The organism is Streptococcus mitis (assembly GCF_001281025.1).
GTDB lineage: Bacteria > Bacillota > Bacilli > Lactobacillales > Streptococcaceae > Streptococcus > Streptococcus mitis_AK.
This window is the reverse complement of the sequence record NZ_CP012646.1, coordinates 610,205-631,772: the sequence shown is the minus strand read 5'-3', so window position 1 is coordinate 631,772 and position 21,568 is coordinate 610,205. Positions and strand designations below refer to the sequence as shown.

General features: G+C 41.2%; 21 protein-coding genes. All 21 read right to left on the bottom strand.

The features are described from left to right. Positions 1-487: 487 nt before the first annotated feature. The 21 genes from ilvA to RN80_RS03195 all read right to left on the bottom strand — a co-directional run bounded on the left by ilvA (position 488) and on the right by RN80_RS03195 (position 21,479). Entirely contained in the window at positions 488-1,738 is a 1,251-nt protein-coding gene (gene ilvA, locus RN80_RS03295) for a threonine ammonia-lyase IlvA (protein WP_000952975.1), read from the bottom strand. A gap of 113 nt (positions 1,739-1,851) precedes the next feature. Further along, positions 1,852-2,874, bottom strand: a complete 1,023-nt coding sequence (gene ilvC, locus RN80_RS03290; RefSeq protein WP_000290683.1) for a ketol-acid reductoisomerase — start codon at positions 2,872-2,874, stop codon at positions 1,852-1,854. A 168-nt stretch (positions 2,875-3,042) separates the two neighbouring features. Next, a complete protein-coding gene (gene ilvN, locus RN80_RS03285) occupies positions 3,043-3,519 on the bottom strand; it encodes an acetolactate synthase small subunit (protein WP_001253803.1) in 477 nt (158 codons plus the stop codon). Then, positions 3,512-5,212: an acetolactate synthase large subunit gene (locus RN80_RS03280; protein WP_060627477.1), complete on the bottom strand. Its 1,701-nt coding sequence runs from the start codon at positions 5,210-5,212 to the stop codon at positions 3,512-3,514. Before RN80_RS03280 ends, ilvN begins: the two co-directional genes overlap by 8 nt. 199 nt (positions 5,213-5,411) lie before the next feature. Continuing rightward, positions 5,412-7,079: a DAK2 domain-containing protein gene (locus tag RN80_RS03275; protein ID WP_060627476.1), complete on the bottom strand. Its 1,668-nt coding sequence runs from the start codon at positions 7,077-7,079 to the stop codon at positions 5,412-5,414. A gap of 2 nt (positions 7,080-7,081) precedes the next feature. Beyond that, on the bottom strand, positions 7,082-7,447 hold the full coding sequence (locus RN80_RS03270) for an Asp23/Gls24 family envelope stress response protein (protein ID WP_000216437.1): 366 nt from the start codon (positions 7,445-7,447) through the stop codon (positions 7,082-7,084). Positions 7,448-7,602: 155 nt separating this feature from the next. After that, complete coding sequence (gene rpmB / locus RN80_RS03265) at positions 7,603-7,791, bottom strand: 50S ribosomal protein L28 (protein WP_001140948.1); 189 nt, start codon at positions 7,789-7,791, stop codon at positions 7,603-7,605. A 106-nt stretch (positions 7,792-7,897) separates the two neighbouring features. After that, positions 7,898-8,572, bottom strand: a complete 675-nt coding sequence (locus RN80_RS03260) for a LiaF transmembrane domain-containing protein (RefSeq protein WP_060627473.1) — start codon at positions 8,570-8,572, stop codon at positions 7,898-7,900. Positions 8,573-8,576: 4 nt separating this feature from the next. Then, positions 8,577-9,023, bottom strand: a complete 447-nt coding sequence (locus tag RN80_RS03255) for a LytTR family DNA-binding domain-containing protein (protein WP_000776607.1) — start codon at positions 9,021-9,023, stop codon at positions 8,577-8,579. A gap of 113 nt (positions 9,024-9,136) precedes the next feature. After that, positions 9,137-9,640: a phosphatase PAP2 family protein gene (locus RN80_RS03250; protein WP_060627471.1), complete on the bottom strand. Its 504-nt coding sequence runs from the start codon at positions 9,638-9,640 to the stop codon at positions 9,137-9,139. A gap of 95 nt (positions 9,641-9,735) precedes the next feature. Next, the gene (locus RN80_RS03245; RefSeq protein WP_060627469.1) at positions 9,736-11,496 is read right to left on the bottom strand and encodes an ABC transporter ATP-binding protein; all 1,761 of its coding nucleotides are present in this window, start codon (positions 11,494-11,496) and stop codon (positions 9,736-9,738) included. Further along, a complete protein-coding gene (locus RN80_RS03240) occupies positions 11,486-13,255 on the bottom strand; it encodes an ABC transporter ATP-binding protein (protein ID WP_060627467.1) in 1,770 nt (589 codons plus the stop codon). Before RN80_RS03240 ends, RN80_RS03245 begins: the two co-directional genes overlap by 11 nt. Then, on the bottom strand, positions 13,230-13,700 hold the full coding sequence (locus RN80_RS03235; protein WP_060627465.1) for a MarR family winged helix-turn-helix transcriptional regulator: 471 nt from the start codon (positions 13,698-13,700) through the stop codon (positions 13,230-13,232). The genes RN80_RS03240 and RN80_RS03235 overlap by 26 nt, the downstream gene beginning before the upstream one ends. A 177-nt stretch (positions 13,701-13,877) precedes the next feature. Continuing rightward, a complete protein-coding gene (locus tag RN80_RS03230; RefSeq protein WP_000532882.1) occupies positions 13,878-14,594 on the bottom strand; it encodes a YebC/PmpR family DNA-binding transcriptional regulator in 717 nt (238 codons plus the stop codon). Positions 14,595-14,690: 96 nt separating this feature from the next. Next, positions 14,691-16,061 carry an MATE family efflux transporter gene (locus RN80_RS03225; RefSeq protein ID WP_060627463.1) on the bottom strand — a complete coding sequence of 457 codons (1,371 nt, stop codon included), beginning with the start codon at positions 16,059-16,061 and terminating at the stop codon, positions 14,691-14,693. 114 nt (positions 16,062-16,175) lie between these two features. Further along, the gene (gene recA / locus RN80_RS03220) at positions 16,176-17,342 is read right to left on the bottom strand and encodes a recombinase RecA (RefSeq protein WP_060627462.1); all 1,167 of its coding nucleotides are present in this window, start codon (positions 17,340-17,342) and stop codon (positions 16,176-16,178) included. Between the two features lie 54 nt (positions 17,343-17,396). Continuing rightward, positions 17,397-18,653 (bottom strand): competence/damage-inducible protein A, encoded by a 1,257-nt coding sequence (locus tag RN80_RS03215; RefSeq protein ID WP_060627460.1) that lies wholly within the window; start codon positions 18,651-18,653, stop codon positions 17,397-17,399. An 88-nt stretch (positions 18,654-18,741) separates the two neighbouring features. Next, the gene (lytR, locus tag RN80_RS03210) at positions 18,742-19,794 is read right to left on the bottom strand and encodes a glycopolymer--peptidoglycan transferase LytR (protein ID WP_060627458.1); all 1,053 of its coding nucleotides are present in this window, start codon (positions 19,792-19,794) and stop codon (positions 18,742-18,744) included. A gap of 7 nt (positions 19,795-19,801) precedes the next feature. Continuing rightward, the gene (locus tag RN80_RS03205; protein ID WP_060627456.1) at positions 19,802-20,320 is read right to left on the bottom strand and encodes a GNAT family N-acetyltransferase; all 519 of its coding nucleotides are present in this window, start codon (positions 20,318-20,320) and stop codon (positions 19,802-19,804) included. Next, a complete protein-coding gene (tsaE, locus tag RN80_RS03200) occupies positions 20,310-20,753 on the bottom strand; it encodes a tRNA (adenosine(37)-N6)-threonylcarbamoyltransferase complex ATPase subunit type 1 TsaE (RefSeq protein ID WP_060627454.1) in 444 nt (147 codons plus the stop codon). The genes RN80_RS03205 and tsaE overlap by 11 nt, the downstream gene beginning before the upstream one ends. 96 nt (positions 20,754-20,849) lie before the next feature. After that, complete coding sequence (locus RN80_RS03195; protein WP_060627452.1) at positions 20,850-21,479, bottom strand: hypothetical protein; 630 nt, start codon at positions 21,477-21,479, stop codon at positions 20,850-20,852. Positions 21,480-21,568: the final 89 nt, after the last annotated feature.

Sequence of the window (21,568 nt, the reverse complement as noted above, 5' to 3'; positions counted from 1 at the left end):
CCTTTTAGACTTTTTCATGTCTGCACCAGCATTCAATCATTTGGTCAACTTGTACTATTTATTTACTTTATCAAGTTTACTTTTTATTTCTCCTACCCATTAAAAGGCGAGTAGCTAGGAAACCGTAGTATTCTATGTTTCATTTTTTCTACGGTCTTCATCTTACGAGTATCCCGTCACTCTTCTCAGTTAACTCAGTATAAGGCTTCTCATTAGTATTGATTATTTTTTCTAATCCCTATTATATTTAGCCAAATTTCAGATTAGCTATATATAAAATAGTAGATTTCAAAAAACTCCTTACATATAACAAGTAATTTTACTCCCTTACTATAAACTGAATCAAAAAACATAGGTACTATAATGAGTTATGATAGAAATAGCGTAATCGATTTCCTAAGTCCATAGGAATCGCCCCCTTTCTTCATCTTCATTATAGCACCTATACATCAATTGTGCAAATAATATGATATTTTTTTATTAGTCCTCAGACAAGCATATTATAGAGCGTTTCGTTACCATTTAAGTTAATATAAGCTGGATCAAAACCTTCCATTCGACGAATCAAGCCTGCATAATCATGCTTATCTGCCAAGGCAATCCCAATCAATACTGGGCCTGTCCCCTTGCTAGCTCGCTTAATATACTCAAAACGTGTGATATCATCATTTGGCCCCAAGATATCATTTACAAACTCACGCAAAGCCCCCGGACGCTGTGGAAAATTAACCACAAAGTAATGCTTGATCCCATCATAAATCAAGGCACGCTCTTCCATTTCCGGCATACGGTTGATATCATTATTTCCTCCAGAAATGATACAACAAATGGTTTTCCCCTTGATATATTCAGCCAAAACCTCTAAAGAAGCGATACTAGCCGCTCCAGCAGGCTCAGCTACAATCCCTTGCTTAGAGTAGAGGTCAATCAAGGTTTCAGAAATCAATCCCTCATCGACACCTACTAAGGTTTGAACATGTTGACGAGTTGCTTCATAGGTCAACTGACCTACCTTTTGTACAGCAATCCCATCTGCAAATTTGTCAATTTCTTTGAGCTTAACAGGTCCACCAGCTTCAAAGGCAGCCTTCATAGAACGCGCTCCATTAGCCTCTACCCCAATGACTTCAATCTCTGGACTTGTTTCCTTGATATAGGTAGAAACCCCAGCAATGAGACCACCGCCGCCAACAGGAACCAAGACAGCATCAAAATCAATCGATTCTTTTCGAGCTTCTTCTAAAATCTCATAAGCAACTGTCCCTTGACCTGCCTGAACATGGGCATCATCAAAAGGATCAATAAAGGTACGATTTTCAGAAACTGTAAATTCTTGAGCTGCTTTGGCTGAGGCATCAAAGGTATCTCCAACTAATTTAATAGTCACGAAGTCCCCACCAAAAAAGCGAACTTGACCAATCTTTTGTTGCGGAGTAGTAATGGGCATAAAGATAGTAGCAGGAATCTTCATTTCATTACAAGTATAGGCAACTCCCTGCGCATGATTTCCCGCAGAAGCACAGACTACCCCACGCTCACGTTCTTCCTTGCTGAGCTGGGAAATGGCATAATAGGCACCACGGATCTTAAAAGAACGAACACGTTGTGCATTTTCTTTTTTCAAATAAATCTTAGCACCATACTTCTCCGATAAATAATGGTCATAATCAAGCGGTGTATTAACGACCACACCATTCAAGACCTTATGAGCCTTGATGATATCTTTTGAACTTAACATCTTTTTCTCCTAGACTATTTCATACTATCACAATTCATCCTCTTAAAAGAGAGATGAATTGATTATAAAAGCGAGTTAGTCCCCCAACTCGCCTTCACCTTAATTTCTATCAATTAGTTATAGATTTTGAATGCATCATCGTCATTTTTACCAACAAATGGCATTGCTTTACGCAATTCTGCACCAACTTTTTCAATTTCAAGGTTAGCTGCTTGTTCACGGTAAGCAGTCAATTTTGGACGTCCAGCTTTATAGTCATTTACAAAGTCATTTGCAAATTTACCATTTTGGATGTCTGCCAAGACAGCTTTCATATTTTCTTTAACTTGCTCAGTAATCACACGTGGACCTGATACATAGTCACCGTACTCAGCAGTATTTGAAATAGATTGACGCATTTTCTTGAATCCACCTTCGTAGATCAAGTCAACGATCAATTTCATTTCGTGAAGAACTTCAAAGTAAGCCAATTCTGGAGCGTAACCTGCTTCTGTCAAGACTTCGAAACCTGCTTCGATAAGGGCAGTCAAACCACCACAAAGTACAGCTTGTTCACCAAACAAATCTTCTTCAGTTTCTTCTTTGTAAGTTGTTTCAAGAAGACCTACACGGGCTGCTCCAACACCTTTACACCAGTCCATAGCAATGTTTTTCGCATTTCCTGTTGCATCTTGGTATACTGCATAAAGAGCTGGAACACCAAATCCTTCTTCATAAGTACGACGCACCAAGTGTCCTGGTCCTTTAGGAGCACACATAAAGACATCTACATCCGCAGGAACTTTGATAAACTCAAAGTGGATATTGAAACCATGAGCAAATCCAACTGCATTTCCAGCTTCCAAGTTTGGAGCGATTTCTGCTTCGTACAATTCTTGTTGGATTTCGTCTGGTGCCAAAATCATGATAACGTCAGCCAATTTAGTAGCTTCTGCTACTGTGTAAGTGTCAAATCCATCTTCTTTTGCTTTGTCAAAAGATTTACCTGGACGTACACCGATGATGACATCGCGACCTGAATCACGCAAGTTTTGAGCATGCGCATGTCCTTGCGAACCATAACCAATAACGGCGATTTTTTTACCGTCAAGTGCTGCTACTTTAACATCTTTTTCATATTCCATTTGAACTGCCATAGTTTTTCTCTCTTTTCTATTATTTATTGCCTTTTAGGCTGGTTTAACAAATTTAAAATATTTTTATACTCAATGAAAATCAAAGAGCAAATTAGGAAGCTAGCCGCAGGCTGTACTTGAGTACGGCAAGGCAAAGCTGACGTGATTTGAAGAGATTTTCGAAGAGTATTAATCGCGGGTAAATCCAGTTGCACCAGTTCGAGCAATATTGCGAATACCGTATGGTCGAATAACTCGCAACAGAGCTTCACTCTTTTCAGCATTTCCTGTCATCTGAATGGTAATCGAGCTTGGTGCTACATCTACAACTGTTGCACGGAAAGGTTGAATAATCGCTAGAATCTCAGCTCGCTTCTCAGCTGGCGCTGACATCTTAACCAAAATTACCTCGCGCTCCAAATGAGGCTTGTCTGTAATATCACGAATGCGAATCACATCAATCTGACGATTGAGCTGTTTGATAATTTGCTCCACCTCATCATGTGAAGCAACATCAATAATAATGGTGATACGCGATACATTCGGATCTTCTGTTGCTCCAACAGAGATACTTTCGATATTAACCTGACGACGAGACAGGACACCGGTAAAGCGATTGAGGACTCCTGATCGATTCTGTAGTTTTGCTGTTAACATTCTACGCATGGAACTTCACCCCCAACATCTCATGATTACTCTTACCAGCTGGTACCATTGGTAACACCTGTTCCTTACGAGAAATATCTACCTCGATTAGCATAGGAACATTCTCAGTGATCACTTCAAGGTCTTGAGCCAAGGTCTCAGGATTGTCAAACTTATAGTTTTTAATGCCATAAGCTTGTGCCATCAATTGGAAATCAGGAAGGGTATCAAAGACTGACTCAGATGTTCTACCTTCATAGAAGGATTCCTGCCATTGGCGAACCATTCCAAGTGAGTGGTTATTCAGCATAACCACCTTGATTGGCACCTTGTAAATGTTCAAAATAGCCAATTCCTGGTTAGTCATTTGGAAACCGCCATCCCCAACAAACAAGACTACTTCCTTATCTGGGTTAGCAATTTTAGCCCCGATTGCTGCTGGAATTCCAAATCCCATCGTTCCCAAACCACCTGAAGTCACTAACTGACGTTCATTTTGGTAAGGATAATACTGGGCTGTCCACATTTGGTGTTGACCAACGTCTGTTACCACAATGGCATCTCCATTCGTCAACTCACCGATGCGTTCAATAACGGCTTGTGGTTGAACCACACGCTCTTTCTTGTCATAAGAACGAACACGGTTCTTGTCTTTAGTGACTTTCTCAATCCATTTCTCAGTATTATTATGAATTGTTGGTTCGGCCAGCAACATTTGCAAGGCTTTCTTAGCGTCTCCAACTACAGGAATATCCGCACTGATAATCTTGCCAATCTCAGCTGGGTCAATATCAATGTGAGCAACCTTAGCATTCTTAGCGAAGGTCTTAGGATTCCCCGTCAAGCGGTCATCGAAACGGCAACCAATACTAATCATAAAGTCCGCTTCTGTCATGGCAATATTAGCTGCGAATGACCCGTGCATGCCTCCCATTCCAAGGAAGAGTGGATGACTCGTTGCAATCGTTCCTTGTCCCAAAAGACTGGTTACCACTGGAATTTGATAGCGTTCTGCAAATTCATTTAATTCTGCAGCTGCTTCAGCATAACTAATTCCACCACCAGCTAGCAAGACTGGCTTTTTAGCCTTGGATAATTGCTTCAAGATTTTCTTGATTTGCATATCATTTGGCTCAAGAGTCGGTTGATAGCTTGGTAGGTTCACTTCTGGTGAATAGATGAAGTCCGTTTCTAAAGCAGATACGTCTTTAGGTAGGTCAATGACAACTGGCCCTGGTCGACCTGTAGTTGCGATATGGACAGCTTCCGTAATGATTCGAGGGATATCAGCTGTCTCACGAACTTGATAATTGTACTTAGTGATTGGCATGGTAATTCCCACGATGTCTGCCTCTTGAAAGGCATCCTTCCCAATCCCCGCTCGCGCCACCTGACCTGTAAAGACCAAAAGGGGAACGCTATCGCTCATGGCATCTGCAATTCCTGTAATGGCATTTGTTGCTCCCGGTCCGCTAGTGACGACGGCAACACCCAACTTTCCAGTTGATTTAGCATAACCTTCAGCTTCATGCAGACAGCCTTGCTCATGGCGTCCCAGAATGTGGCGAATGCCTTTAAAATTATATATCGCATCATAAAAAGGCAAGACTGCACCACCAGGATAACCAAAGATGGTATCAATTCCTAAATCACGAAGTGTTTCCAAAACTAGGTCCGACCCCGTCTTAGGAGATTCTAAACTGATTTTCTCCATTGTTCCCCTTTCTCTTCTCTTAAAAATAACTTGTTACTATCATACCATTTTTTCAAAAATTTTCAAGACAAAAGAAGAAATTTTCTGAATTTTCTATTTTAACGTTTATTTATGAATGTTATTTTTGTTTTTATTAAAAAGATACCGATTTCATTATTCAAAAAGAAAAAAGAACTGATTTCTCAGTTCTTCATTAATCTTATTCCACACTAAATAGGTATGGGTAAACAGGTTGTTGACCTTGATGAATCTCGACTTCAACATCTTCGAACTCTTCTGCGATTTCTTGAGCAATTTCATTGGCAAGTTCTTCGCTTCCGTCTTCACCGACATAGAAGGTTACGATTTCACTATCTTCATCCAACATATGTTTCAATGTTTCTGTCAAGGTTTGGTGCATGTCAGGGTTTGACACAAGAATTTTCCCATCAACCATACCAAGATTATCGTTTTCATGGATTTCTAAACCATCAATGGTTGTATCACGAACGGCTGTTGTGACGCTTCCGCTAACGACATCTCTAAGGGCTGCAGTCATACGCTCTTGATTTTCTTCAATTGACTTGCTTGGATCAAAGGCAAGAAGACTTGTCAAACCTTGAGGAAGAGTACGAGTCTCTACCACTACTGCTGGTTGCTCCAAAACTTCTGCTGCAGATTGAGCTGCCATGAAGATGTTTTTGTTGTTTGGCAGGAAGATGATGTTACGAGCGTTGACCTGTTCAACAGCCTTGATAAAGTCTTCTGTTGAAGGGTTCATGGTTTGACCGCCTTCGATAACATAATCCACACCTTGAGAACGGAAGATATCTGCTAGACCTTTACCAGCAACGACAGCAATCAAAGCATATTCTTTTTCTTCAGCTGGTTTGCTAACTTGAGCAGCTTCTTTTTCAACCTGTGCTTCGTGTTGGTTCCGCATATTGTCAACTTTCACCTTGACCAAGCTACCATATTTGAGACCTTCTTGCATAACAAGTCCTGGATCTTCTGTATGGACATGGACTTTGACGATTTCATCATCATTGACAACAAGGAGAGAGTCCCCGAGTTCATTCAAGTAGTTACGGAATTCGTCGTAGTCAAAATCTTTGGCATAGGTTGGACCTTGCTTAAGAGCTACCATGATTTCAGTACAGTAACCAAACGTGATATCCTCAGTCGCTACGTGACCAGCTACAGACTTATGATGTTCAGCATTAATCATTTCACTCATGTTAGCCGGAGTCGCTACAAAGTCCTCAGATGCAATATATTCACCAGTAAGGGCTGAAAGGAAACCTTCGTAGATGAAGACCAGTCCTTGACCACCTGAATCCACAACGCCAACTTCTTTCAATACTGGAAGCATGTCTGGCGTTTTAGCTAGTGCTGTTTTAGCACCTTCCAAGGCTGCGCGCATGACTTCAACAGCGTCATCTGTTTGCTCAGCTTTTTTCTTAGCACCGATAGCAGCACCGCGAGAAACTGTCAAAATCGTTCCTTCAACTGGTTTCATAACTGCCTTATAAGCAACTTCCACACCTGATTGGAAGGCAAGGGCCAAGTCTTGACCTGTTAACTCGTCTTTATCCTTGATGGCTTGTGAAAATCCACGGAAAAGCTGAGACGTAATAACTCCTGAGTTTCCACGCGCACCCATCAAAAGACCTTTGGCAAGAATGCTCGCTACCTCGCCAACTGTAGAAGCTGGCTTGTCTGCAACTTCTTTAGCTCCATTTTCAATGGTCATTCCCATGTTTGTTCCAGTATCTCCATCTGGAACTGGAAAGACGTTTAATGAATTGACATATTCAGCTTGCTTATTCAAACGAGTTGATGCAGCCTGCACCATTTCTTGAAATAAGCTAGTAGTAATTTTTGACACGGTTATTCTCCTACAACTTTGATATTTTGAATGTAGACATTTACAGTCTGAGCGGTAATTCCAAGTTGATTTTCCAAACTAAACCGAACACGCTCTTGAATGTTTTTTGACACTTCGCTAATCTTTGTTCCGTAGCTCAACACGGTATATACATCAACTGCAATACTGCCATCTTCGGCTGCCTTCACGACGACACCTTTGGAATAATTTTCCTTACCTAGAAGGGCTTGGAAATTATCTTTGAGGGCATTTTTACTAGCCATACCGACCACACCAAAAATCTCAGTTGCTGCTCCACCTACGACGGTTGCAATCACTTCATCTGTTAGTTCGATTTGACCATCTTTTGTATTAATTTTTACAGTCATCCTTTTTACCTCAACTAGTTGATACTCTATTTTATCATATTTCAGCCCAAGTGTAAAAGCAGAATACTGTATCAGCGGATATTTACTCTATTTTTCAAATGATTTTATACCTGCAGTAAAAGAAAAAAGACCCTAAGGTCTCCTTACTTTTATTATTAAACGCGTTCAACTTTACCTGATTTCAAAGCACGAGCTGAAGCCCAAACTTTTTTAGGTTTACCATCGATAAGAACAGTAACTTTTTGAAGGTTTGGTTTTACGGCACGTTTTGTTTGGTTCATCGCGTGTGAACGGTTGTTTCCTGATACAGTCTTACGACCTGTAAAGTAACATACTTTAGCCATTTGTGTTTTCCTCCTATTAGATCTAATATAGCGGATGTGCTAGCACCACATACTGTACTATGTTATCACACTTTCTCTGTTTTGGCAAGGGGATTGAAAGATTTTTTTATTTAACGTAAACAACTCCTAATTTCCCAAAAGCCACATCTCCACGGATAATCAAGGTTTTGCTGGTTGGCGCTAGAGGAGTATCTGCCTTGGCTACGCCACAGAAAGTTTCTACCTTTAAATCAACTCCCCAATGTTTAGGAACATAGATAACTGCATTCCCAAAACCGACTTCCACTTTCAGAGTTGCGCTATCTCCTAAAATCTCTGCATTGTCATAATAGATTTTGGCATTTCCAAAACCAACTTCTACTTGGTCGTCTACCAATTCTTGATTTTGCTTGTAGAAAGTCCCAGTCCCAAAAGCAACTTCCTTATCTGTAAGAATGGTCTTTTTACCATCATACCACCATTTTTTCCCATTCCAAGTTCTGTTAGAATGAGTGAGTGCGCTGACACCCATTACGATTAAAATACTTGCCCAGAACAATGACTGATTAGGAATTGGTAAAATGCCATAAAAGTGGTTAGCAATCATTAAGGCTACTAGAGCTGTAAAAGAGGCTGAAGTTAAGTGACGACGCAACAAAGCTCCAACTGATTGATAGGCAAAAAATGCAATACCAAGCAAGGGCCAAATTTGCCCACCGAATGAAGGGATTCCAAAATTTCCTTGTAATAATATTAAAGCTGCCAATACTAGCAACACAATACCAAATGCTTTCTTTTTCATGTTCTTACCTCATGTTTCTTAGATTTTCTTTTAGGAGGGATTGGTAATGTCGTGAGACATGAACCTCCTTATGGGTCTGATAAAAGGAAATGGTGCCCGTTCCTGAAAAGGACTTGTCCACCGAGTAAACCTGACGGATATTTGCGATAGTTGACTTGGATACTCGACTAAAATAGCGAGGCAGGATCGACTCTAACTCATAGAGTTTGAGCCGAACTTCGTAGGCATCTTTCTGGGTATGGGCATAAATCTTGCTACCTTCCGTCTCAAAGAAGAGAATTTCCGACAAATCCAGATAATATTCACCTGTTCCCTTATAAAAAATCAACCGAGGAGACTTGGATTCTTGCAAGAGCCGCTGTAAATCCGCAATCTCATCTGTCAAAGCCGCTGCCTTGATGACAATTTCAGTTTCCTCTAAATTGCTGTCAATTTCGATTCGTAACTTCATTCCATCTCCTTTCTGACTCTACTATATCAAAGCTAAAATAAGAAAACAAGAGCAAAAAAGCAAGTGGTTACTTTAGACCCGTAAGTGGTTGTAAGGCTACCCTAACTTACAGGTCAACATAGAAAGAAAATCACCCCCCACACAAGAGCACACATATAGCCAACCACTACATCCTTGGGATAATGCACGCCACCTAGAACTCGCACAAGGCCGAGGAGGGCTGACAAGACCAACAAGATAACCCCTACAGATAAACTAGCATGTAAGCAAGCCATGGAGATAATGGTTGCTGAAAAGACATGACGGCTGGGCATAGACTGACCAGGACTATCTCTGTCAAGCAAGGGTTTAATATCCCATTCCTCATAAGGCCTAGGAGTATTGATTTTCTTACGAAGAAGGGACAAAATAACAAAGCCTGATGCAGGGACAAACACATAGATCCAGACCTGTTTCTCAAGTCCTTGTTGGAGATAGACAGTTGCTAACAAGGTTAGATAAATTATAGGCATAACTACCGTCATAAAGCGATTGAAAGTTCTTAACAAGCTCAGAAGAAAGGGCCTATTTTCAATGTTAGCAGCAATGTAGTCATACCATTCTTGATAATTTTTCATATATTTTCTCATCACTTACTCAAATTTTGCTTACAGGGAAGCACTTGTCTTCTAGTATAGTGCAGAAAAAGAAGGCCGTCAAGCCTTCTTTCGATTTATTCTTCTGCTTCGTCTTCTGTAAATTGACTGTTGTAGAGGTCAGCGTAGAAACCAGCTTGCGCCATCAGCTCATCATGATTTCCTTGCTCGATGATATTTCCATCTTTCATAACCAGAATAAGATCAGCATTTCGGATAGTAGACAAGCGGTGGGCGATGACAAAGGAAGTTCTTCCCTCCATCAAACGGTCCATGGCTTTCTGGATTAATTCTTCCGTCCGTGTATCAACCGAAGAGGTCGCTTCATCTAGGATTAGGAGTGGTGCATCTTTCAGCAAAGCGCGAGCAATGGTCAAGAGTTGCTTTTGTCCGACAGACAAGGTCACTGTATCGTCCAAGACGGTATCGTAACCATCTGGGAGGGTCATAATAAAGTGATGAATCCCTACAGCCTTGCTGGCTTCAATCACGCGCTCATCGCTAATATCCTTTTGGTTATAGATAAGATTGTCTCGGATAGTGCCTTCAAAGAGCCAAGTGTCCTGCAAGACCATTGAAAAGGCATCATGCACTTCCGAACGCTTCATCTCCTTGGTATCCACACCATCGATACGGATGCTTCCCTTATCAATCTCATAGAACTTCATCAAAAGATTGACAATAGTTGTCTTCCCAGCTCCGGTCGGTCCGACAATGGCAACCTTTTGACCTGCATGAGCAGTCGCAGAAAAGTCATTAATGATGGTTCGCTCTGGTGTATAACCAAAGGAAACTCGATCAAAGACCACTTGCCCTTTCATATCGCTCAGCTGTCTTTCTTTATGAGATTCATCTTCCATTTCCTCTTCACCTAAGAATTCGAAGACACGTCCCATGGCTGCGCAAGTTTGCTGAAGACTGGTAATCCCTTGAGCAATTTGGGAAAGGGGCTGAGAAAAGATACGAACGTAGGCCATAAAGGCAACGATAATCCCGATACTAATCTGCCCATTCAGAGCCAAAGCTGCACCAACAATAATCACCAAGGCATAGCTAAAGTTCCCAATAAACATCATAATCGGCATCATAATCCCTGAAATAAACTGAGATTTCCAGATACTATCATACAGACGATGGTTTAATTTCGCAAACTCTTCTTTCGTGCTCTCGATAGCATTGTAGCTGGTCACCACATTATGACCAGAGTACATTTCTTCCACATAACCATTGACAGCTGCCAAATCCTGTTGCTGACTTTTAAAGAATCCCTGTGATTTGCCCATAAAGACAGACACGAAAGCAAAACCAATAAGAGTTGAAACAACCGTCACCAAAGCTAAAATCCAGTTCATACCAAACATGGTTACTAAGACAGCCACGACCAGTAAGCTAGATGAAAGAACTGTTCCTAGACTTTGATTGAGGGATTGGGCTGCAGTGTCAACGTCATTAGTCACACGAGACAAGGTATCTCCTTGAGAATGCCCATCAAAATATCCTAATGGAAGGCGATTGATTTTCTCTGCAATAGCTCTTCTCAAACGCTCTGAAAAACGTTGAATAGCTGTTGTAAACAGAAAGGCCTGCAAATAATTTGATAAAAGTCCAATCACATAGATGACGGCCAAAAAACCACCAATAGCTGCAACCGCCGCGACATCCACACTTGTTTCCAAACCACTGGCAATAATATTAGTCATTTCCTTGATACGGGTTGGACCATATACAGTAATGATATTGGATAAGATTGTTGCTAGAAAGGCGATTAGAAGGGCAAACTGGAGGCCTGCAAGATAGGGTTTACTCTGTTTCCAGAGAGACATTTTCTTATTTTCCATGTTCCAATTCCTCCTTCGATAGTTGTGAATAGGCAATTTCTTGGTAAACTTCGTTATTAGCTAGAAGTTCCTTGTGGGTGCCTTGTCCCACGACTTTTCCTTGATCCAAGACCAAAATCAAATCTGCATCCATAATCGTTGAAATACGCTGTGCAACGATAAGCTTGGTCATAGACTTGGTTTTCTCTGCTAGCTCTTGGCGTAGGACACGGTCTGTCTTGTAGTCCAAAGCTGAGAAGGAGTCATCAAAGATGAGGATTTCTGGCTTCCGAGCTAAGGCACGCGCAATTGCCAGACGCTGTCTTTGACCACCTGAGAAGTTGGTTCCTCCTTGGGCCACTTCTGACGATAAGCCCGCTTCCTTGTCTTCGATAAAGTTCTTAGACTGGGCCAACTCCAAAGCCTGCCACATAGCCTGTTCACTAAGTGGTGTTTCTTGACTGTGTCCAAAGTCCAAATTGCCCTTAACATCACCTGAAAAGAGAACCGCTTTCTGAGGAATATAACCAACCTTGTTGCGCAAATCTTTCAAGTCATAGTCTTGAACATTGACACCATCCACCAGAATTTCTCCTTCTGACACATCGTAGAAACGTGGAATCAGATTGACCAGAGTTGATTTACCAGAACCTGTTGACCCAATAAAGGCCACTGTTTGACCAGCTTCTGCTTTAAAGCTGACATGCTCGATAACCGCCTCCGAATTTGCCGCATAGCGGAAGGTCACATCCTTAAACTCGACCTGACCTTTGAGATTTTCATCAGCCAGCTGCGCTTGAGCAGGATTTTGGATAGAAGAATGTAAATCTAGAACCTGGTTAATCCGCTTGGCAGAGACCATGGTTCGGGGAAGAACGATGAAGAGCGCCCCCATGAGAAGGAAGCCCATGACAACCTGCATGGCATAAGACATGAAAACAACCATATCACTAAAGAGAGGCAGGCGCGCCGTCGGAGCAGCATCGTTGATTACATAGGCTCCAATCCAGTATATCGCCACACTCAAACCACTTGAAATTCCCATCATGATAGGATTCAAAATGGCCATGAGACGGTTGACAAACAAATTCAAGCGTGTCAATTCATCATTTGCTGCTGCAAATTTTTCATTTTGGTAATCCTCTGCATTGTAGGCACGAACGACGCGAATACCTGTTAAACTCTCACGAGTGATACTGTTCAGTTTATCTGTCAACCCCTGAATCAAGGACTGTTTTGGAAAGGCTAGCGTCATCAAAACAGTCGTCATCAGGACGTTGACAATCACTGCCACAAGTACGGCCCAGAGCCAGTATTCTGAATGGCCTAAAATCTTCCCGATAGCCCAGATAGCCATAATCGGACCACGCGTAACTACTTGCAAGCCCATGGTAATCAACATTTGAACTTGAGTAATGTCATTGGTAGTACGCGTCAAGAGGCTAGGAATAGAGAATTTCTTAATCTCTGTCTGCGAGTAATCCAAAACTCGGTTAAAAATATCACTTCTCAGCCTACTAGTATAAGAAGCGGCCACTCTGGACGAAAAAAATCCAACTGCAACTGCGGATAAGAAGGCTAGAAAGGACATTCCCACCATCATACCTGCTGGTTGCCATAACTCATCCAAGTTGGTTCTTTGACTTCCTAGTAAATTCGTAATTTTCGAGATATAGGTCGGCACTTCTAACTCTAGATAGACCGAAAAGCAGGTAAAGAGAATGGCTAGTAAAATCATCCCCCATTCTTTCCTACTAATTCGTTTGGCTAATTTCTTCATTCTCTCCTCCTATTCCCTTGATATTTGCCTGTAGTTGACCGAGAACTTTCTCAAAAATCAGTAATTCATCTTCATCAATGTCTGCCATCAACTGGTTGTCAATGCGTTCAAAGAAGGCTTTAACCTGCTTCATTTGAGAACGCGATTTGTCCGTCAGACGAACAAACTTAGCCCGCTTATCGCTAGAACTCGCTTCCAATTCCACCAAACCATTTTGCACCATACGCTTGACTAGATTACTAGCAACAGACTTGGTAATATTGAGTTCTTGTTCAATATCCTTGATGAGCGTTAATTCTTGTTCATGCTCACGCCAACCTAAAAAACGCAGAACTTGTCCTTGAGGTCCACCCATAAATTCAATACCACAACGTTTGGCTTCCTTTTGTACCATCAGATGTACCTGGTGGCCGAAACGTTTTAAAACTAACATCGGTTTATCCATACTAACTCCTTTCTAACTATCACATTTAGTTCTCCTAGGAACTAAACAAGTTTCCATGAGAACTATTTTACCACTTTGAAAAGGGATGTCAAGAAAAAGTTTCCTAGAGAACTATTTTTCTTGATTCAAAAAATCCCAAGTGATTTTTTCACTTAGGATCATGTTCACTAGGTTAAATTAGAATCCGTCTACGTTTGTGTAGATCTTTTGTACGTCTTCGTCGTCTTCAAGAACGCTGTAAAGTTTTTCAAAGGTTTCAAGGTCATCGCCTGACAATTCCACTTCTGACTGAGGAATCATTTCCAATTCGGTCACTTGGAATTCTTCAATACCTGACTCACGAAGGGCAACGATAGCCTTGTGAAGGTCAGTTGGAGCTGTGTAAACTGTGATTGTACCTTCTTCTGCTTCTACATCATCCACATCCACATCTGCTTCAAGCAATTGCTCAAAGACTGCATCGGCATCTTCACCTGCAAATACGATAACACCCTTGTTGTCGAAGAGATAAGAAACCGAACCTGAAGCACCCATGTTTCCGCCGTTTTTACCAAAGGCTGCACGGACATTAGCCGCTGTACGGTTAACGTTTGAAGTCAAAGTATCAACAATCAGCATAGAACCATTTGGTCCAAAACCTTCGTAACGTCCTTCTGTAAAGGTTTCGTCTGTGTTTCCTTTAGCCTTGTCCAAAGCTTTATCGATAACGTGTTTTGGCACTTGGGCTTGTTTAGCACGGTCGATAACGAATTTCAAAGCTGAGTTTGATTCTGGATCTGGATCACCTTTTTTAGCTGCTACATAGATTTCTACACCAAATTTTGCATATACTTTAGAGTTAGCTCCATCTTTAGCCGTTTTCTTGGCTACGATATTGGCCCATTTACGTCCCATTAGGAATCTCCTTTTTTCACATTTTAATCTTTCTTATTATAACACAAGTTTTTTCGATTTTCACTAGAGGAAATGGATTTTATTCAGCAAATCGAGCTATGATGACACTTTTGTTGCCAAGATGGCCTTACCTTCTTTTATCAAGGGGTGACGAAACAGTGAGAAATACAGTTGGATAGTCATGGCAACCCAGATAAGGGGTTCGCAAAGGATAACTCCCTTATAGCCCGCCCAAGGGATAATCAAGCACACAAAAGCAATTTTCCCAATTAGTTCGATAAAGCTAGAAACCAGAGGAAGGATTTTTTGCCCCAAGCCCTGCAAACAATTGCGATAAATTAACAAGAGACTCAAAATAGGATAAAAAGCTGAGCTGATTTGCAGATAGAGACTGCCATTTCCTACCAAGTAGCTATCCGTCGAACTAGCTAAGAAGGAAACCAAGGCTGGACTGGCAAAAAAGAGGAAGATACAAACAAAAACTGCCCAGGATATACTTAAACGACTGCCGATTCTAAGACCTTGGACAATGCGGTCTGGGCTCTTAGCACCTAAATTCTGCGAAGCAAAGGTCGTCATCGAAGCGGAAATAGCGGTCATGGGAAGAAGGGCGAAGGCCATAATGCGTCGAGCTGCTGTTTGAGCACTAATAATCACGGCTCCAAAGGTATTAACAGAAGACTGTAAAATCACACTACCAATGGACACAATTGAACTCATCAAGCCCATAGCCAAACCTTGCTCCAAGAGATCGGCGTATAAGGCCTTGTCCCATTTGAAATGCTTGAGTTGAGGGAGTAGCTCAGGCACACTCTTACGGATATAATAAAAGCAAAGAACCGCTGATAAACCCTGCGAAATGATGGTAGCAAGTCCCGCCGATTGAACTCCAAGATGCAATTGCGTAATAAAATAGAGATCCAGAACCACATTGACCAGAGCAGAGAAAATCAAAAAACCAAGCGCAGCCAGACTGTCCCCAATAGACCGCAACAAGCCTGCAAAAAGATTATAAGCAAAGCTGACACCAACACAGGTTACAATCATAGAAATATATTGATAAGACTGAGGAAGGATTTCTGCAGGAGTATCTAGGTATTGCAAGAGAGGATACAAACCAAGAAAGCCCAGCAGCATAACTACAACACTCAAAAGAGCACCTAAAATCCAGGTGGCTGCTACTGCTTCCTTAATTTTTATAAAATTCCGAGCCCCGTAATAACGGGCAATGACAATTCCCATGCCATTACCAACACCAAGAGTAAAACCTACAATCAGGTCAAAAATCGCTGTCGTCGCTCCTACTGCAGCCAAGGATTCTTGACCAAGAAATCGCCCAACAATCAAGACATCAGCAGTATTATAGAGCTGTTGAAAAATATTTGATAGCAAGATTGGAAAGGCAAAACTCAAAAGCGAGGGAAGAATCGGACCATGTATCAGGTCCACTGTTCGTTTTTTATTCATAAGGCTATTATATCAGCTTTCTAGAGGAGCGACAAGAAACAGCAAACTATAAATGATCTAAAAACTTGAATCAAAAACCAAAAAAGCAGTGGATTCCTCCACTACTTTGACAGCTTATTCTTCAATTTCGATTTCAAGCTCATCGCCTAGGTCAAGAGTTACTTCTTCATTCACAGAATCTGCTTGAACTGCTTCATCTTTTTTAGTTTCAACACCTTCTACAGAAGCTTCCTCTCCATCAATCAAACCAAATTGAACACGGACTTGATGGTCAATCTCATCAAAGACTTCTGGATTATCTGCCAAGTATTTCTTAGCATTTTCAGAACCTTGCCCAATTTTCTCATCCTTATAAGAATACCAAGCTCCTGCTTTTTTGATGATATCCAAATCGCTTGCGATCTTCAAAAGTTCACCAGTCTTAGAAATCCCTTCTCCGTACATGATTTCCACGAAGGCTTCCTTAAATGGTGGAGCCACCTTGTTTTTCACGACCTTAATCTTAGTTTCTTTACCGACGTTGGTGTCTTTTTGGTCACCAGTTCCCTTGATTTGCGTACTTCCACGAACATCCAAACGGACTGATGCGTAAAATTTCAGAGCACGTCCACCAGGAGTTGTTTCTGGATTTCCAAACATGACCCCAACTTTTTCACGTAATTGGTTGATAAAGATGGCAATTGTTTTGGTTTTATTGATAGAAGCACCTAGCTTACGCATGGCCTGGCTCATCATACGAGCCTGCAAACCAACGTGGCTATCTCCGATATCTCCATCAATTTCTGCACGAGGTACAAGGGCAGCAACTGAGTCGACCACGACAAGATCTACAGCACCTGAGTCAATCAATTTTCCTGCAATCTCAAGACCTTGCTCTCCTGAATCTGGTTGAGACAAGAGCAATTCGTCAATGTTGACACCAAGGGCCGCAGCATAAGCTGGATCGAGGGCATGTTCCGCATCGATAAAGGCTGCAATTCCACCTTCTTTTTGCGCTTGCGCAACTGCATGAAGAGCAACCGTTGTCTTACCAGATGACTCTGGTCCGTAGATTTCGATGATACGTCCCTTAGGATAACCACCTGAACCAAGGGCAATATCAAGAGCCAAGGAACCGGAGCTCATCACTTGCACCTTTTGCTCAGCACGTTCACCCAAACGCATGATTGAACCCTTACCAAAGTCTTTCTCAATCAATTTAAGAGCGTCATTCAAGGCTTTTTCACGTTCTGCCCCGAATTTTTTTGAAATTTCATCTAATTTTTTTGGTTTTTTCGCCATTCTATTCTCCTACATTCTAATGGTCCTCAGACCTATCTACTATTATATCAAAAGTTAGTCACTTAATAAAGCCTTGCGAACTAGGTTAAAGGCATGCATAACCGCAATGTGACGTACATCTGCTCGACTTCTACCTCCAATATTAACCTTGATGACCTTAGTTCCATGCTCCTGTGCCAAGCCTATGAAGACTGTTCCAGCCGGGTGTCCTTCGAGGCTATCTGGTCCTGCCACTCCAGTCAAACTAAGGCCAAAATCTGACTGGGTCTTGCTTCGTGCCTGCTCAGCCATCTTCTGAGCTGTAAATTCAGATACCACACCCTGTTCTTCCAAGTCCTTGACAGGAATATCCAACATCTTTGATTTTTCCTCCAGGCTATAGGTCACGAAACCACCCTTAAATATACTTGAAGCTCCTGAAAAATCCGCCACAGTAGCTTGGAAAAGCCCTGCCGTCAAACTCTCTGCAGCCGTGATAGTTTTCCCTTGTTTTTTCAGTTCTTCTACCACAATGCTGGCCAAGCTAGCCTCCTCTCCATAACCATAACAGAGGTCTCGTAAAGAAATTCCTTCGAAAGTCTGGCAGTCCAAGATTTGATTTCCCAAGATATCCAGCGCTTGATTCGCCTCTTCTTGACTGCTAGCCTTTGTTGACAGACGCAGAGTGACTTCTCCTGTCTTAGCATAAGGGGCCAAGGTCGGATCTGTTTGATTATCAATCAAATCAGCCAAAATCGTCACCAGCTGACTTTCGCCAATTCCAAAGAAACGAAGAACTCGGGAATACAACTTGCTCCCTGTCATCAACTTGGGTAGAAGTTGGTTTAAGACCATAGGTTTCATTTCACTTGGTGGACCTGGAAGGACGACATAGGTCACTCCATCGACTTCCAATATTCCTCCCACAGCCAGTCCTGTTTCGTTGGGCAGCGGAGTCGCTCCTTCTACAATTTGAGCTTGTCTTTCGTTATTCGATGTTCGGGCATAGTCTGGTCGCTGGGCAAAAAAGACATCCAACTTCTCCTGTGCCTGAGGATCGAAGACTAATGCTTTCCCTAAGAATTTAGCCAAAGTTTGTTTGGTCAAATCGTCCTCAGTTGGCCCCAAACCACCTGTTAAAATCACCAGATTGCTCCGTTGACTGGCAATTTCGAGCAAAGACAAGAGACGAGCTTCATTGTCTCCTACAGCCGTCTGAAAATATACGTCTACCCCAATCTCTGCTAGTTTTTCCGATAAAAACTGAGCATTGGTATTGACAATCTGCCCTGTCAAAATCTCTGTTCCAACAGCAATGATTTCTGCTTTCATGTTTCCTCCTACCTATCTATTCGTATTTTTTTGAAAAAATCGCAGGAAATTTCCCACGATTAATTTTTTATTTGTATTAAAAAACGAACTATTCTACTTCATTTGTTACAAAAACACCTTGTTGTTGATTCTCCCCATCACCAACAGGCACCCGTCCAAACAAATCTTCAAATAAGACAACATTTGTTTCAAGCTGAGTGACTTCTTCTTGCCCCAAAGAACGTCGCAGTATATTCTGCATTTCCAACATATGCTCTCTTGAAACAATCTGATAAGAAATACCTTGCAACATCTCTCCTTCGCCCTTTAATTGTTGAGATTCAATGGTTTTAAATGAATCTTTATAGCCCAACAAGCTTGGAATACTTTTCGCAGATAAATCAATATTAGTCTGCATATTAGTGCTTAAAGCTTTTAAGATAGACTGATAGTGACTAACGCTATTCAAACTAAGAACTTTTTCAACAACCTTTTGAATGACTTCACGCTGACGCTTCTGACGTCCGTAGTCTCCTTCTGGGTCTTGATAACGCATGCGGGAATAAACAAGCGCTTCTTCTCCATTTATTGTCTGTTCTCCAACACCAATAGAAATGGTGTTAAATTCTTCTTGGTCACTGATAGAAATTGGGAAACCTAGTGTATTATTAACCGTAATCCCCCCCACTGCATCTACCAATTGTTGCAATCCTTGCATATTAACCATAATGTAGCGATCGATATGGATATTCATCATCTTTTGAATGGTTGAAATAGCTAACTCTGCACCACCACCAGCATAGGCAGCGTTTAACTTCGCTTCCTCAATCTGGCCATCTTTATGCTGAATTTTAGTCAGGATGTCACGTTCCAAACTCAACATCATGGTTTTCTTAGTATGTGGATTCACCGTCAAGAGAATCATGGAATCACTATTTCCCTCCCAAGGGTCCGTTCGTTCCACGTTTCCAGTATCAACCCCCATCAAAAGAATCGTTAATGGTTCAGTCGCCTCAATAACATTGGTTTCTTCTCCAATTTTTTTATAGGTTTTTGATAAGGTTTGTGTACCTTGCTGATAAATAGTATAAGCAAAAACACCCACACCCAAAACCGTCACAGCTAGAAAAGCTAGCACCATTCCAATAATTTTTTTAACCATATTTCTATTAATCTATCAGCCTACCCATCAGGTAAACATCGATAAATTCCCCTTCTTCTATGTACGCACCGCGCTCTTGTCTACCTTCAATTACAAAGCCATGTTTTTGATATAGATAAACTGCAGCCTGATTACGAGTTTGGACAGTAAGTTGAAGTCGACGAAGAATGCCACTAGCCTGTGCCCATTCTATGACTTCTTCAAGTAACAAACTCCCCAGTCCATTATTCCAATACTTCTTACCAATCACAATAAAGAGATCTCCAATATGACGAACTCTCTTGCGTTGATCAGCTGTGATATTTACAAGACCAGCAATTTCATCATTCAGCAAGGCCAGTAAAGTGATTTGATTTTCCGAGTGAGCCTGTTTATCCAAAAACAACTCCATCTCAGTATCTGTCATCAAAATGCCATTCCTGTCCAGACTGGTAAAATCTGTTTCTACACTGACACGATTTAAAAATGTCACTAATTCAGCCGCATCACTAGGTTCTGCTTCTCTAATGAGCAATTCATACTCCATGTTGAAGCTCCTCTAAGAGTTTTTCTGCACGCAAACCCTTTGCTTGGAAATGTAATCTGCGACCGTCTTCTTCTTTTAGAATTTCCAATTCTAAATAATTATCTGGCAAGGCATCACCTAAAAGATGTCCCCACTCGATGACAGTTACCCCACCACCAAAGAGAAACTCATCCAAATCAATAGAATCCGCATCTCCCTCAATACGATAAACATCTAGGTGGTAAAGCGGAAGACGACCTTCATACTCTCTTACGATAGTGTAGGTTGGACTCTTAATCATCTGGAAAATCTGTAACCCTTTAGCTAGACCTTTTGTAAAGGTCGTTTTGCCTGCTCCAAGTTCTCCAGTTAGAATTAAAACATCATTCTTTTCTAATAAGTAGCCCAAACGTTCACCTAAGGACTGTAACTCTTCTTCGTTTTTAGTGTACATGTTTCTATTATACCAAAAAGTTGTTCTTTGTCGAGATATTATCTGTGAATTCCATATTATGAATTGTAAAAACTTCGGTCAGTTCTTATTTTGATTTTAAAATAGAAATAGTAAGAAGACAACTAATAAGATATCTCTCATCAAATGGCTGTAAAACGAAACTTCCCAGCGAATGACTTTTGGCACCAACAGTCCTAAAAATAGCATTCCCAAGGTAATATAAAACGTCATGGATAATAGCATCCAAGGATTTCTGAGAAAGATTAGAATAGCTAGTCCACTAATAAAACAGATTTCCTTCTTACCCAAAATCTTTTTCAATCCATTTACATACTTCTGAATCGGTAGAAAAACTAACAAATCAATACCAAATAAGAAAAAGAAACTTGGTAGAAAGGCTTCCACAAACCCTTCTACGGATGTATTTCCTGCAAGGATATGGTCTATGACAATTAAAGCTAAACCCAAAATGTTTACTAAGAGCAAGAGACTATACAAGAATTGTTGCTTATCTTCCTTAAAAACTGAATAAGATTGATTTCGCTGTCCACTATAGTAGTTTAGCCCTGCACCAATACTGGCAAGGAGCAACATGCCAACTAAATAATAGAAGCAGTTTTGATTTAACATCAAAGCCCAAGTCGATAAACTTAAACAAGAACAGCTACTAAGACCAAAAAACGTCAGCAATAACAAAACACGAATTTGCTTTTTCATTTTTTCCATCATTCTTCCTCCCTTACTTGCTCTTATTATAAGCTAGAAATTCTCATCATTGCTAGAATATTTCTCAACTGTCAGTTTTCTACTCTAAA